Below are 14847 nucleotides of genomic sequence, written 5' to 3' on the forward strand. Positions count from 1 at the left end.
CCGGTGCGGCAAGGCCTGGAACCGCTGAGAATCATTCGCAATTGTTAAGGCCTGCTGAACGGGTCCGGCGGGGCCTCAGCCAAGCGTATGAATTCGGATGGAATGCGCGGTTCCGTCGATCGTTGCGGGGATGAACCGAGCGCCCGGGCTTCCCCCCGGGACAGGGAGCGCGGGGGCATTGATGATCGTCGCCAGCCGCTGCGCGAGGAAGCCGCGCGCCCCCTGCCCTTCCTGGTCGCGCGCGATGATCAGCAGCTTGGCGTCGTCGGGCTGCACGCCCGCCTCCACCGCATAGACCGAAACCGGCGCGCCGCGGTGGTCGCTGAGCCCGCACAGGCCCGAATAGTCCTCGACTCGCGAGGAAAGCCCGCGAAACGGCACCACTTCGCGGATTGCGTCGAGCGGCGTGGCGAGCAGGCGCTCGCCGGTATCGAAGATCAGGAAGGCGCCGGTGGCGTCGGTCTTGCCCTTCGCCATGGCGATCGAGCGGCCGCCCGCTTCCGTCGCCTCCCGGCACAGGGCCGCCATCGCCACGATCGCCGGATCGGCACAAACCGCCGCGCTGTCCAGCACCAGGTTCTGCCCGCCGCCGGGATCGGTGGCGGTGCCGCCGAACAGCGAGGCGCGGCCCGCCAGGCCCGAGGGCAGAGGTCCGAACTTGTCGCTGGCGATGCGAGCGACGCTGCGCACGCTTTCGACATGCCAGCCGACCAGCTTGCCCGGCGCGATGCGCAACAGGATCACCGGCCCCTGCGACTCCTCCGGAGTCGCGCCGTCGAGCCCCAGGGTCGCGAGCTGGTCGAACACCCGGACATCGCGGCCGAGATAATTGACCGAGCGCGCCCAGCCGGGGGCCGGGACCGCGCAGCGGCGCAGGCTGGTCGCAGGCGCCGTGCTTTCCACCAGATGGCTGTCGATCGCGATCTGCACGCCCGCTACCGTCACCAACACGAAGGGCGACGCGCGGCCGAGCGCGCCATGGTCGGCGTCGCGGACGGTGCAGCGAACCAGCGGCAAGCCCGGCATCGCGAACAAGGCGTCGGGATCGACGATGCCGACGAGATGCGCCTCGCGGACGAAGGCGCGATCGACCAGCCGCGCGGCCCCGCCCGAATCGACCAGCTCGCGCACCGCCGACACCGGGATCCGGTACAAGCCGGACACCGTATCGATCCTGAGACCCAGCAGCACGTCGTCCTTGCGCAGCACTACAATCGTGCCGCCCGTGCCCGTCCGCTCGCCAAAGCAGAGCAGGACGGTGACGTCGACCACCGGAATGACGTCGCCGCGCACCCCGATCGAGCCGATCAGCGCCGGGTGGCTGCCGAAGCAGGGTCCCATTGCGGTGGGACACGGCACGACCTCGCGCACCCAGTCCACCGGCACCGCCAGTTCGATCCCGCACAGCCGGAGCAGCCCCAGGTCGATATGGCGCCGCCCCGCCTCCCCGACCGGCGCGGTGAGCTCGGTCCCCATGGCCCTGCTCAGAACTTGCCGTGGGTGGAGGTCGCGAGTTCGTCGATCATCGCCACCACCTGGCGCGAGGTCTCGCGCTGCGCGCCGACCGACTGGGCGATGCCCGAGATGGCGCCGGTGGTCTTGTCGACGCAGCCGGCGATGGCCTCGAAGGCGTCGCGTGCCGAGCGCGAGCGTTCGGTGCCCTGGGTGACCCGCTCGCTCGACTCGCCGATCAGGCGGTTGATCTCCTCGGCAGCCGAGGCACTGCGCTCGGCGAGCTTGCGCACCTCTTCGGCGACGATCGAGAAGCCGACGCCGTGCTCGCCGGCGCGTGCCGCCTCGATCGCGGCGTTGAAGGCGAGCAGGTTGGTCTGGCCGGCAAGATCGCCGATCACGTCGACGATGCTGGCGATCTTCTTCGACGACGCCGCCATCAGCTCCATCGATTCGATCGTGCCCTCGATCGCGCTGGTGCCGCGATCGGCGGCAGCCTGGGTTTCGCTGGCGAGGCCGGTCGCGCTCGAGGCGCCGTCGCTGATCGTCTTGATCGCCTCGGAAAGATCGCCGACGACGCCCTGCATCTGCTCGGTCTTGGCGGCGATCTTGCGCTCCAGCATCACCTGGTCGGTGACGTCATAGGCATATTTGATCACCCGCGACGGATTGCCCTGCAGGTCGAACACCGGCGAGTAGCTCGCCTGGATGAACACGTCGCGATCGTACTTGCCGATCCGGTGGAAGCGGCCGGACTGGCCCTCCCCGCGGCCGAGCGCGCGCCAGAAGTCGCCATATTCCTTCGATTTGAGGTGCGCCGGATCGACGAACATCGAATGGTGGCGCCCCTGGATCTCGCGCAGGGTATAGCCCATGGTGGAGAGGAAATTCTCGTTCGCCGTCAGGATCTCGCCGTCGAGGCTGAACTCAATCGTCGCCAGGCTGCGATCCACCGCTTGGGCGCGGCTCTTGCCTTCGATCGCGGCCTTCTTGCGCTCGGTGATGTCGTGCGCGAACTTGACCACCTTCACGACGTTGCCGAGGCCGTCGAAGATCGGGTTGTAGGTCGCGTTGAGCCAAATCTCCTCGCCGGCCTTGTTACGGCGGCGGAAATCCCCGGCGACATACTCGCCGTGCGCCAGGTCGGTCCAGAAGCGCGCATATTCCTGCGAGTTCACCAGTTCGGCGTCGCAAAACATCTTGTGGTGCTTGCCCACCACGTCCTCGCGGCGATAGCCGGTGGCGTTGAGGAAATTCTCGTTCGCCTCGAGCACCACGCCCTCGGGGGTGAATTCGATCACCGCCTGGGCGCGGCTGATCGCGGCGACCTTGCCCTCGGCATCGGCGGCCTGCTGTTTCTGCTCGGTGATGTCGTGGGCATATTTCACCACCTTGATCAGCTTGCCGTCGGCATCGACGATCGGGTTGTAGGTGGCACGGATCCACACGCGGCGGCCGTCCTTGCCGATGCGCGGGAAGACCCCAGCCTGGTACTCGCCCGCCGACAGGGCACGCCAGAAATTGGCGTAGTCCTCGCCCTTCACATAGTCCGGGTCGCAGCAGCTGCGGTGGTGCTTGCCGATCAGTTCGCTGCGCTCATAGCCCATGGTCTGCAGGAACATGTCGTTCGCCGCGACGACATGGCCGCTGGTGTCGAACTCGATCACCGCGGTCGAGCGGTCGAGCGCGGCAAGCTTGCCCGCCGCCTCGGCGCTCTCGATCTGCTGCTTGGTCACGTCCATCGCGAACTTGACGATCTTCACCGGCAAGCCCTGATGATCCAGGATCGGGTTGTAGGTCGCCTGGATCCAGCGATCGCTGCCGTCCTTGGCGACGCGCTTGTAGAGCCCGCCGTCGAACTCGCCGCGGCCCAGCCGCTCCCAGAACTGGCGATAGGCGGGCGAGCGGGCATAGTCGGCGGTGCAGAAGATACGGTGATGCTGGCCGACGATATCCTCGGCCTTGTAGCCGAGCAGGTCGCAGAAATTTTCGTTGGCGCTAAGCACCCGGCCCGAAAGATCGAATTCAATCATCGCGGTCGCGCGGCTGAAGGCGTTGAGCACGCTGCGGTTGAGCGCTGCCTCGATCTGCGCGCCGCGCACATCGCGGGCGATCAGGATGATGCTCTTCACCGCGCCATTGGAGTCGCGGACCGGGGCGTAATGTCCGGCGATCCAGGCATCCTTGCCCTCGCAGCCGTTGCGGCGGGCGGTTTCCTCGATCGTCTCGCCGGCGCGCAGCCGCTCCCAGAAGGCGGCATAGGCCGGGCTGGCGGCATAGTCCTCGTCGCAGAAGAAGCGGTGGTGCTCGCCGACCACGGTTTCGAGCACGCATCCCATCGCGTCGAGGAAATGCTGGTTGGCGCGGGTCAGGGTGCCGTCGGGGCTGAACTCGGCCACCGCATAGAGGCGGTCGAGCACCGAGCCCACGTCATGGCAGAATGCCTCGTCCGATGCCTCTCCCCGACGCCCCTTGCCGAGACCGCCCGTTTCCATGTTCATGCGCCATTTGTCCCAATTCGCCCGGCTGGATGGCCAAAGGCGTTTTAAGGGACTTATAGGGCGCAAACCCTAGGAAACGGCCGGGAAATAAAGTTAATTTCTCGGCTCCGTAATCGTACGGAAAGCCTCAGCGCAGCGCGTTGGCAACCAGCTTGTGGAGCTTCGAGTGGAGCCCGTCATTGGCGGCGAGGAACTGGTTGCGCTGCATCGCCATGTCCTGGCCGCGATAGTCGGTGACGAAGCCGCCGGCTTCCTTGACCAGCAGCATGCCCGCCGCGACGTCCCAGGGCTTGAGGTCCGATTCCCAATAGCCGTCGAACCGCCCCGCCGCGACCCAGGCAAGGTCCAGCGCCGCAGAGCCGAGCCGGCGGATGCCCGCCACTTCGGGTGCCACCGCACCGAAGATGCGGCTCCACTCGGCGAAATTGCCATGGCCCATGAACGGAATGCCGGTCGCGATCAGCGATTCCGAGAGATCGCGCCGCGCCGAGACGCGCAGCCGCTGGTCCTGCAGCCAGGCGCCGCGGCCCTTCTCGGCCCAGAAGCTCTCGTCGGTCAGCGGCTGGTAGACCAGGCCGTGGGTCATCTCGGGCTTGCCCTGGCTGCCGTTCGGATCTTCGACCGCGATCGCAATGGCGAAATGCGGGATGCCGTGGAGGAAGTTGGTGGTGCCGTCGAGCGGGTCGACGATGAAGCGCGGCTTGTCGGGATCGCCCGGCAGTTCGCCGCCCTCTTCGGCCAGGATCCGCCAGTCGGGCCGCGCCTTGCGCAGTTCCTCGATCAGCGTCTGCTCGGCGCGCTTGTCGGCCATGCTCACGAAATCGGCCGGGCCCTTGCGGCTGACCTGGAGGTGCGTGACCTCGTTGAAGTCGCGACGCAGGCGGGGCGCCGCCTTGCGTGCGGCACGGTCCATGACGGTGAGAAGGCCGGAAAAGGCTGCCATATCAATCTCTCTCCCTGCCGCTATTGCGGGGGACTAGGAAGGCCTGACCCGAAAACGGGAAAAGGGGACGCAGGCCTGCCGTCCCCTTCCCTAGCATAAAATCGGCCGAAGCCGGCAGATCAGTCCGCGCGGCGGACGTAGGTCTGCTCGTACACGTCGACGACGATGCGCGTGCCGCTGCCGATATGCGGCGGCACCATCACGCGCACGCCATTGTCGAGCACGGCGGGCTTGTACGAGGAGGAGGCCGTCTGGCCCTTCACCACCGCGTCGGCCTCGACGATCGTGGCTTCGATCGTGTCGGGCAGCTGGACGCTGATCGCCTCGTCGTCATAGAGTTCCATGACCACGTCCATGCCGTCCTGCAGGAAGGCCGCGGCCTCGCCGAGCAGGTCGCGCGGCAGCGTAGTCTGGTCGTAGGTTTCCTTGTCCATGAACACGAGCATGTCGCCTTCCGGATACAGGAACTGGAAATCCTTGGTGTCGAGGCGCACGCGCTCCACGGTCTCGGCCGAGCGGAAGCGGACATTGTTCTTGCGGCCGTCGCGCAGGTTCTTGAGTTCGACCTGCATATAGGCACCGCCCTTGCCGGGCTGGGTGTGCTGAATCTTGACGGCGCGCCAGATGCCGCCTTCATATTCGATGATGTTGCCGGGACGGATGTCCACGCCGCTGATCTTCATGGATCGTGCCTGTATGTGAGAAAGAGCTGAGCGGGGCCCTTTAGCTCCGCCCGGGCTTTCCCGCAAGCAGCGGATAGGGATCGACATTGGTGCCCTGCCACCAGCCTTCGCCGGGGGCCATGCGCTTGACCTCGAAATGCAGGTGCGGCGCCCCGCCATCGGCGCTGCCGCTGCTGCCGACGGTGGCGATCGGCTGGCCCTGCCGCACGGCCGCGCCCTCGGAGACGCCGATGGTATCGAGATGCGCGTAATAGTACACTGTCCCGCCATCGGACGTCCGGATGTAGAGCGTGTGGCCGCCGAGCTCGCTTTCGAAGTGCTTTTCGACCGAGCCGGCGGCAGCGGCGAGCACCGGTGTTCCCTTGCGGGCGAGGATGTCGATCGCGTGATGCTCGCGCGTGCCGTCGCCGCGCGGCTCGCCCCAGTTGCTGTGCAGTGCGGAGGCGGGCACACCCTGAACGGGAATGACCAGCCCGGCCGCCGCCGCCGGTGCCGCCGGCGGCGGCCCGGCGGACTCGACCCGCGGCGCCTGCCCTGCCGGCACGAAGCGGACGCGCGACACCAGCAGCACCAGCAGCGCCACCACGACCAGCCCTGCGATCAGGCCCACGCGCCGCACGATCAGGCTCCAGGCCGCAGCAACAACCGCGCACCGCCCTCGAAACCGTCATCCCGGCGAAAGCCGGGATCCATTGGGGTCACCGTTGCAGCGCCTGCCGAGACCGAGAGGCGAATGGATCCCGGCTTCCGCCGGGATGACGATCGAGAGGCGGAGGGGACATCCGCGATGCGCACGGGGCTATTCCTGGAAGAGCGCCGGGGTGCCCGGCTTCACCATCAGCGCCACGCGCGCGGCATCCCAATTGGTCAGGCGAATGCAGCCATGGCTTTCGGTGCGGCCGATCGTCTGCGGCTCCGGCGTGCCGTGGATGCCGTAATGGTCCTTGGACAGGTCGATCCATACCACGCCGACCGGACCGTTCGGCCCCGGCGGCAGCATCGCCGGATCGTCACCCTTCTTCGCATCCCAGAACAGCTTTGGGTTATAATGAAACTTAGGGTTGGCATCCACACCGTTGATTTTCCAGCGCCCGATCGGTAGCGGATCATGTTCACTGCCCATCGTCGCGCTGAACTGCGCGACCAGCCGATTGCCCGTGCCATACACCTTGAGCACGCCCTCGGACTTGTCGACGACGATATGGTCCGCCTGGGGTTGGCGCGGATCGACATTGAGCATGCTGAGCGTCTGGCGCCATTCGGGCTTCCAGTCGGTGGGATAGTCCCGCGAGCCGGGCAGCGCATTGGGCAGCCGCAGCATCGTGCCGGCCTTGATCGTCGTCACACCGGGATTGAGTTCGGTGATGACTTCAGACGTGGTGTGAAACATCTCCGCCAACTTCTCGAGCGGGTTGCGATAGCCGAGCGTCTTAAGCTTGGCCTGCTGGTCGAGATCCTTGGGGATCGGGTCGACGAACGGGCCCTGCATCGTCGTCGCACCGACCGCGAGCGTCCGCACCGGCCGCAGCGCGCGATACTGGTGCAGCACCGCCAGCGTGGCGGGGTCGATCACGCCGGTCACCTTGAGCCCGCGCGCTTCCTGCAACCCGCGCACCGCGGCGGTCAGTGACTGGCCCGCACGCCCGTCGAGGATGCCGGGCCCGAAGCCGAGATGCCCGAGGATCACCTGCGCGTGGAGGATATTGAGGTCCACCGGCGGCTTGGGGCTCGGGGCCTGCGCCCAGGCAGGCGCGGCGAACAACGCGGCAACTCCGAACACCCATTTCCGCATGCAGCCTCTCCCGATCCTTCACCTGATCCAGGGTAAACGTTCGCATTCGCCTTGCGGTTGCCGCTGCGGGCAAACCCCGATGGACAAGCCCGGCTTCCCATGCCCTTATCAACGCAATGCGGGGGATCCTTTCAGAAGCGGAACAAGTGCTCGGCTCGCCCGTGCGCAACCTGGTTTCGATCCTGCTGTTCGTGGTGGCGGTCGCGGTGCTGGCGACGATCGGCTTCATGGCGGCGGGGTGGAGCTTCGCCGATGCGAGCTACATGGTCGTGCTGACCATCTACACGGTCGGCTACGGCGAAGTCCGCCCGATCGACACCCCCTATCTCCACGCCGTGACCATGGGCACGATGGTGCTGGGCTGCACCGGCATGATCCTGCTCACCAGCGCGCTCGTCCAGTTCTTCACCGTACTGCAATTGCAGAGTATTTTCGGAGCAACCCGCATGCAGAGCCGGATCGACAAGCTCGCCGACCATGTCGTGATCTGCGGCTATGGCCGGATCGGCGTGATGCTCGCCCGCGACCTCAGCCGTGCCGCGGTGCCGGTGGTGGTGATCGAGCGCGGCCCCGAACGTCGCGCCGAGGCCGAGGCGGCGGGGCTGTGCACCCTGGCCGGCGACGCGACCGAGGAGGAGGTGCTGATCGCCGCCGGCATCCAGCGCGCGCGGGCGCTGGCGACGGTGCTGCCCGACGACGCCGCCAACGTGTTCATCACGCTGAGCGCACGCAACCTCAATGCGGAACTGGAGATCATCGCCCGCGGCGAGGCGCCGACGACCGAGCGCAAGCTGATCCATGCCGGCGCCGACCGCGTCGTCTTTCCCACCCATATCGGCGCCGAGGCGATGGCGCGGATGATTCTCTACCCCCACCGCGAGCATGTCCAGGGCGACGAGCAACTGGCCCGGCTGCGGCGCGAGCTCGGCGCGCTGGGGTTGGAGGTGGAGATGGTCGAGGTCGCGAAAGGCTCGACCATGGCGGGCCTGAGCGTCGAGGAAGCCGAGCGGCGCGCCGAAGGCAGCGTCTTCATCGTCCAGATCGACCGCACCGACGGCCGCGCGATCCCCCGCCCCGCCCGCGACGAGCGGCTGGAAGCAGGCGACAAGGCGGTGGTGGTGATGCGCGACGTCGCCGCCGGCGCCCGGGCGCTGTTCACCGGGCGGGCGGAGATCCGGGCCGGGCGGAACAAGTTTTGAGGGGTCAGGCCTTCTTCTTAGCCCCTCCCCTTCAGGGGCGGCAGGTGAACCCCGCCCCGCGCGGTTCAGGTCATGCCGGGGGCATGACCGACCTGATGCTCCAAGGAGGGGGGCTAAGAATGCGTGCCCCTTCAGCCCCTCTTCATCTCCCCCAGCCTAAGGCGCAACGATGGCGACACCCTCCTCCCGCACCCATCGCATCGCCTGGAAGCGCTGGGCAGCCGCCCTCGTAGCGCTGCTCGCCGCGATCGCCTTCGGGGTCTATTGGAGCGCCGGCTTCCTCGATCGCGATCCCGTCCACCTCTACGGCATGCCCGAACGCCCCGGCACCGCGCCGGTCGCCGCGGTGTTCCTCTCGGGGGACATGGGGCTTCGCTACGGCATGGGCTCCTATGTGGTCGAGGCGCTCGCCGGGGCCGGGGTGCCGGTCTATGCGGTAGCGAGCTCGACGGCCTTCGCCCGGCGCCAGACCCATGCCGAGGTGCAGGCCCTGCTGATCACCGCGATCGGGGAAGCCCGGCGCCGCTCGGGCGCAGCCAAAGTGATCGTCATCGGCCAGTCCTTCGGCGCGGACATGGCGCGGGTGGCCCTGGCCTCGCTCCCGCCCGCGCTCCGTGCCCAGGTCGCCGCGCTGGTGCTCGTCGTCCCCGGCACCGACGCCTATTTCCGCGCCGATCCGCTCGGCTTCGCCTATATCGGCACACCGGATGCCGATGCCGCCTCGGCGCGCGCGCTCGACTGGCTGCCGGTCACCTGCATCCGGGGGCAAGACGAGACCGATAGCCTGTGCCCCACCCTGCTCGCCCCCAACGTCCGCCGCATCACCCTGCCCGGCGGCCATTTCCTCCGCATGGACCACGACCTGCTGGTCCGAACCGTGTTCGCGGCGCTCGCCCCGGTGCTCGGCACGCATCTGGACGCGCCTGCGCCATAATCGCGCCCTCGATTGCCCGGCCCCGCTGGGGCGGGGTAAGGCGGGCGGGCGCACGGGAAAGGCGCGGTTGGGGGAGTTGGATGCAGATCGCCGAAATCGACGCGCCGGAGGACGAGCCGCCGACCGCACAGGGTCCGCTGGCCTGGCTCGCGCGCCATCGCCGGCCGCTGCTGATCCTGGTCACGCTGGCGCTTGCGGCACTGGGCTTCGAGACGGTGCGCGCGATCCTCGCCGAGGTGCATCTCCGCGACGTTCGACACGCGCTGCACCGGATCGAACCCGCCCGACTGGCGGCGGCGCTGGGGCTCACCACCGCCTCCTATCTCGCGCTCACCCTGTACGACTGGTTCGCGGTGCGGGCCATCGGCCAGCGACTGCCGTGGCGGACCGCGGCGCTTGCCTCGTTCACCAGCTACACGATCAGCCATAACCTCGGCCTGTCGCTGCTCACCGGCGGCACCGCGCGGCTGCGGGCATATGGCGCCGCCGGGCTCGACTTCGCCGACGTCGCCCGCATCACGCTGATCGCCGGTGCCACATTCTGGAGCGGCGTGTTCGCGGTGACCGCCATCGCGCTGTTCGCCGCCCCGCAGCCCCTCGCGCTGTTCGGCCAGACCTTGCCGCTGGCGCTGCTCCATGGCGCAGGGCTGGCCGTGCTGCTCGTCTTTGCCGCGCTGGTCGTGGCCCGCGCCCGCGGACTGGCGGAGCTGCGTATCGGCAGTGCGACCCTGCCGCTGCCGCCGGCGCCGCTGATGGCCGCCCAGATCGGGATCGCCGCGCTCGACCTCGCCTGTGCCTCGGGCGCACTGTTCGTGCTGATCCCCCATGCCGATCCGGCGCTGATCGGGAGCTTCTACCTCGCCTATGCGCTCGCCATCGTCATCGCGCTGGTCACCCATGTGCCGGGCGGGATCGGCGTGTTCGAGGCGGTGATGCTCGCACTGGTGCCGATCGGCCGCAGCGATTTGTTCGCGGCGCTGCTGCTCTACCGGGTCATCTACTATCTCCTCCCGCTGCTGGTCGCCGGCGGCCTGCTGGTCGGCATCGAGGGGCGGCGGCTGCGCCACCCGATCGCCACCGGCCTGGGTGTCGCACACCGGATCGGACAGGTGCTCGTACCGCCGCTCCTGGCGCTGCTGGTGTTCGGCGGCGGACTGGTGCTGCTCGTATCGGGTGCGCTGCCGCCGGCGCATGGCCGGATGCACCCCTTGCACGACATCCTGCCGCTGCCCTTCGTCGAGGGCTCGCACTTCGCGGCGAGCCTGGTCGGCACCGCGCTGCTGCTGATCGCCCCGGCGGTGCAGGCGCGGCTGAAGAGCGGCTTCTACGCCGCTCGGCTGCTGCTGGTGGCAGGCGCCGTGTTCTCGATCGCCAAGGGCATCGATGTCGAGGAAGCGACGGTGCTGCTGATCGTCGCGGGCCTCCTCCAATATGCCCGCCCCGGCTTCTATCGCAGCGCCGGGATCGGCTCGGCGCCGGTCGCGCGCTGGTGGTGGGCGGCGGCGCTGATCGCGCTGCTGCTGAGCGCCTGGGCCGGCTTCTTCGCCTACAAGCGCGTGCCGTACAGCGACGACCTGTGGTGGGACTTCGCCTGGCGCGGCAACGCTCCCCGCTTCCTGCGCGCGACGCTGGGCGCGACGATGCTGCTGGTCGGCTGGGCCTTCTGGCGGCTGATGTCCGCAGCACCACGGGTGCGCGAGCATCAGGCGCTCGACCCGCAAGTCGCCGAGCGCGCGATCGCGGTCACCAGCCGTGCCGATGCAATGCTCGCCTATACCGGCGACAAGGACTTTCTGGTCTCTACGTCGGGCGACGCCTTCCTGATGTACCGCGTGCAGGGCCGCACCTGGATCGTGATGGGCGATCCCGTCGGCCCTGAAGAGGCCTGGTCCGAGCTGATCTGGGAGATCCGCCGCCGCTGCGATGCCGCGCGCGGCCGGCTCTGCCTGTTCCAGGTCAGCGCGGCGATGCTGCCGCTGGTCGTCGAACTCGGCCTCCAGCCGCTCAAATATGGCGAGGAAGCGGTGGTCGATCTCCGCCAGGGCTATGACCTCAAGGGCGGGCAGTTCAAGTCGCTGCGCTATTCGGTGAAGCGCGCGACAGGCGAGGGCCTGGTGTTCGAGGTGGTGCCCGCTGCGCAGGTGCCTAGCCTCCTCCCCGAACTCCAGCGCGTCTCCGATGCCTGGCTGGCGGACAAGACGGGCGCCGAGAAGCGCTTCAGCCTCGGCCGCTTCGATCCCGACTATCTGTCGCATTTCGATTGCGCCGTGTTGCGGCTGGCGGGCGAGATCGTCGCCTTCGCCAATCTGTGGGAGACGCCCAACCGCGAGGAAATCTCGGTCGACCTGATGCGGCACCTGCCGGGCACCCCCTATGGCGCGATGGACCTGCTGTTCGTCCGCCTGCTGCAATATGGCGCGGCGCAGGGTTTCCAGCGCTTCAACCTCGGCATGGCGCCGCTTTCCGGCCTCAAGCCCGGCCCGCTCGCGCCGATCTGGTCGCGGCTGGGCGCCGCGGTCTATGGCCATGGCGAGCGGCTGTACGGCTTCTCCGGGCTGCGGTCGTTCAAGCAGAAGTTCGGCCCCGCCTGGGTGCCGCGCTATATCGGCACCACGCCGGGCGTCTCGGTGCCGCGGGCGCTCATCGACGCGGCGGTGCTGATCGGCGGATAGCCCCTTGGGTTCCGTGCCCCGCACCCCACATGCTGCACCGCAATCCAGGGAGACACGCATGGACCTCGCATTTCTCGGGCTCGGACAGATGGGGATCGGCATGGCGGGCGCGCTGCTCGATGCCGGACACACGCTTACCGTCTGGAACCGCACGCCCGACAAGGCCGCATCGCTCACCGAACGCGGCGCCCGCCTCGCCCGCACGCCGCGCGAGGCCGCCGACGGCGCGCAGGCCGTGCTGACCATGGTGGCGGACGATGCCGCGCTGGACGCGATCCTCGACGGCGAAGACGGCGTGCTCGCGGGCATGGCGCCGGGTGCGCTGCACCTGTCGCACAGCACCATCGCGGTCGCGACCGCCGACAAGCTGGCCGCGCGCCATGCGGAGGCAGGGCATCACTTCGTCTCGGCGCCGGTGTTCGGCCGCCCGCCGGTCGCCGCGCAGGGCAAGCTCGCCATCGTCGCCGCCGGGTCGCCCGACGCGATTGAGGCCGCCGCCCCGATCCTCGATGCGCTCGGCCGTGTCACCTTCCCGATGGGCGACAAGCCCTCGGCCGCCAATCTGGTGAAGCTTGCCGGCAATTTCATGATCATGGCCACCGTCGAGGCCTATGGCGAGGCGATGTCGCTCGGCGAGAAGGGCGGCGTCGCCCGCGAGAAGATGCTGGAGGTCTTCTCCGGCACGATCTTCGACGGCGCGATCCACAAGGTCTATGGCCCGCCGATCGCCGAGCGCCGCCACCGCCCCGCCGGCTTCGCCGCACCGCTGGGCCTGAAGGACATGCGCCTCGCCGGTGAGGCGGCCGCAGCCGTCGGCGCCAAGCTGCCGCTGCTCGACCTGGTCCGCGCGCACCTCACCGAGACGGTGGCCACCGAAGGCAGCGACGTCGACGTGACCGCGCTGGCGGAAACGATCGCCAAGCTCTGATCGTCGGAAGGGCGGCGCGCTTCATCCGCGTCCGCCCTTCCCTCCGCGCCGGATCGCGCGTACATTTCCCATATGATCACTCGGCTTTTCCTCGCCCATCCGCGCAGCGTCGGCGAAAGCTATGGCGAGCATGCCGCCACCGCTGCGAAGTTCGGCATGACGATGATGGTCGGCGGCGCCGCCTGCATCGTCCACGCCGTGCTGCCCTTCCTGTTCGTCCGCACCGCGAGCGATTCGGTGAAGCGGCTCTACGCCCAGATGAAGGCGCGCCAGCCAGCCTTTGCCGAGCAGCAGCCCGCCTTCCGCCAGCCCGAGTGGCAGCTCGACTACGAAATCTGACGCCGGCATCGGGGGAGCCGCAACCATGATCGAACACGTCGCCATCATCGGCGCGGGCTTTTCGGGCACGCTCCAGGCGATCAACCTCATCCGCCACGAAGGTCCGCGCGCGACCCTGATCGAGCGCGCGCCGGTGGCGGGCACCGGGCTCGCCTATGGCGCCGCCCACCCGTCGCACCTGCTCAACGTCCGCGCCGCGAACATGAGCGCCTTGCCGGACGATCCGGGGCACCTCGTCCGCTGGCTCGAGGCGCGCGGGGTGGAGCATGCCGCGACCAGCTTCGTGCCGCGCCGCGTCTATGGCGAGTATCTGCGCGAGATGCTGGAGGATACGCTCGCCCGCTATCCCGATCGCCTGCGCCTCGTCCGCGGCGAGGTCGAGGACGTGACCTTCGATGCCGACGGCGCGACGCTCCAGCTGGCCGACGGCACGCTGCGCGCCGATGCCGCGGTGCTCGCGGTCGGCAACCTGCCGCCGCACGATCCGCCGGGGCTCGATCCCGCCACGCTCTCGATCACCCGCTACAAGGGCGATCCGTGGGACCCGGGCGTGCCCGAGGGCCTTTCCGACAGCGATACCGTGCTGGTGATCGGCACCGGCCTCACCATGGTCGACGTGGCGCTGCTGCTGGAGGCACGCGGGTTCGGCGGCAAGATCGTCGCCGTCTCCCGACGTGGCCTGCTCCCCCGCCCCCATGCCGCCGGGCAGGACTGGGACAGGATCCGCGAGCGCCCCCGCACGAAGGCATCCGAACTGGTCCGTACCGTGCGCGACCGCGCCGGGCAGGTCGGCTGGCGGAACGCGGTCGACGAACTCCGCCCCTTCACCCAGCCGATGTGGGCCAATGCCAGCGAGGACGAGCGCGCCCGCTTCCTCCGCCATCTCCGCCCCTGGTGGGACGTCCACCGCCACCGGCTTGCCCCCGAGGTCCATGCCCGGCTTCAGGCGTTGATCGATCGCGGCCAGCTGGCGGTGCGCGCCGCGAAGACCTTGGACTTCGGCGAAGGCCCGGACGGCATCGCCGTCACCCTGCGCCCGCGCGGACAGGATGCGTCCGAGACGATCCTCGCCCAGCGCATCGTCAACTGCACCGGCCCGCTCGGCGACCTCGCCCGCTCGCGCGAGCCCTTGCTCCAGCGCCTCGCCGCCCGCGGCGTGATCCGCCCCGACCCCGCGCATATCGGCATCGACGTCGACAACCAGGGCCAGACCATCGCCGCTGACGGTACCGCCAATGCCAATCTCTACGCGCTGGGTCCGATGACCCGCGGCGCCTTCTGGGAGATCGTCGCGGTGCCCGATATCCGCACCCAGACCTGGGCCGTCGCGCGCCGCCTCTCTAACGCGCATTGGGTCGGCGGCGAGGGTCTGTAGCGAACTGGTAACATTTGACACTAAATCGC

At 68.8% G+C, this 14847-nt stretch carries 12 protein-coding genes; 6 read left to right on the top strand and 6 right to left on the bottom strand.

Translation table 11 applies throughout. From position 1 onward, the window contains the following. Positions 1–75: 75 nt before the first annotated feature. The 6 genes from ABIC65_RS03990 to ABIC65_RS04015 all read right to left on the bottom strand — a co-directional run bounded on the left by ABIC65_RS03990 (position 76) and on the right by ABIC65_RS04015 (position 7371). Positions 76–1476: a chemotaxis protein CheW gene (locus ABIC65_RS03990; RefSeq protein WP_354306914.1), complete on the bottom strand. Its 1401-nt coding sequence runs from the start codon at positions 1474–1476 to the stop codon at positions 76–78. Between the two features lie 8 nt (positions 1477–1484). Continuing rightward, the gene (locus ABIC65_RS03995) at positions 1485–3953 is read right to left on the bottom strand and encodes a methyl-accepting chemotaxis protein (protein WP_354306916.1); all 2469 of its coding nucleotides are present in this window, start codon (positions 3951–3953) and stop codon (positions 1485–1487) included. Between the two features lie 127 nt (positions 3954–4080). Continuing rightward, positions 4081–4896: an inositol monophosphatase family protein gene (locus ABIC65_RS04000; RefSeq protein WP_354306917.1), complete on the bottom strand. Its 816-nt coding sequence runs from the start codon at positions 4894–4896 to the stop codon at positions 4081–4083. A gap of 119 nt (positions 4897–5015) precedes the next feature. After that, positions 5016–5579: an elongation factor P gene (gene efp, locus ABIC65_RS04005; protein ID WP_064312161.1), complete on the bottom strand. Its 564-nt coding sequence runs from the start codon at positions 5577–5579 to the stop codon at positions 5016–5018. A 40-nt stretch (positions 5580–5619) separates the two neighbouring features. After that, positions 5620–6198, bottom strand: coding sequence for a M23 family metallopeptidase (locus ABIC65_RS04010; protein WP_354306919.1), 579 nt, complete (start codon positions 6196–6198; stop codon positions 5620–5622). Between the two features lie 180 nt (positions 6199–6378). Beyond that, entirely contained in the window at positions 6379–7371 is a 993-nt protein-coding gene (locus ABIC65_RS04015) for a L,D-transpeptidase family protein (RefSeq protein WP_354306921.1), read from the bottom strand. Positions 7372–7517: 146 nt separating this feature from the next. Here ABIC65_RS04015 and ABIC65_RS04020 point away from each other — a divergent pair, with 146 nt between their 5' ends. The 6 genes from ABIC65_RS04020 to ABIC65_RS04045 all read left to right on the top strand — a co-directional run bounded on the left by ABIC65_RS04020 (position 7518) and on the right by ABIC65_RS04045 (position 14818). Continuing rightward, positions 7518–8570, top strand: a complete 1053-nt coding sequence (locus ABIC65_RS04020) for a potassium channel family protein (protein WP_354306923.1) — start codon at positions 7518–7520, stop codon at positions 8568–8570. Between the two features lie 169 nt (positions 8571–8739). Next, entirely contained in the window at positions 8740–9504 is a 765-nt protein-coding gene (locus ABIC65_RS04025; RefSeq protein WP_354306925.1) for an AcvB/VirJ family lysyl-phosphatidylglycerol hydrolase, read from the top strand. Between the two features lie 80 nt (positions 9505–9584). Continuing rightward, positions 9585–12176 carry a bifunctional lysylphosphatidylglycerol flippase/synthetase MprF gene (gene mprF, locus ABIC65_RS04030; RefSeq protein WP_354306927.1) on the top strand — a complete coding sequence of 864 codons (2592 nt, stop codon included), beginning with the start codon at positions 9585–9587 and terminating at the stop codon, positions 12174–12176. A 58-nt stretch (positions 12177–12234) separates the two neighbouring features. Further along, positions 12235–13104: an NAD(P)-dependent oxidoreductase gene (locus ABIC65_RS04035; RefSeq protein WP_354306929.1), complete on the top strand. Its 870-nt coding sequence runs from the start codon at positions 12235–12237 to the stop codon at positions 13102–13104. Positions 13105–13176: 72 nt separating this feature from the next. Continuing rightward, positions 13177–13443, top strand: a complete 267-nt coding sequence (locus ABIC65_RS04040; RefSeq protein ID WP_354306930.1) for a DUF6356 family protein — start codon at positions 13177–13179, stop codon at positions 13441–13443. A 25-nt stretch (positions 13444–13468) separates the two neighbouring features. After that, positions 13469–14818 (top strand): FAD/NAD(P)-binding protein, encoded by a 1350-nt coding sequence (locus tag ABIC65_RS04045; protein WP_354306932.1) that lies wholly within the window; start codon positions 13469–13471, stop codon positions 14816–14818. Positions 14819–14847: the final 29 nt, after the last annotated feature.

It is taken from the genome of Sphingomonas trueperi (assembly GCF_040545665.1).
GTDB classification, from domain to species: domain Bacteria; phylum Pseudomonadota; class Alphaproteobacteria; order Sphingomonadales; family Sphingomonadaceae; genus Sphingomonas; species Sphingomonas trueperi_B.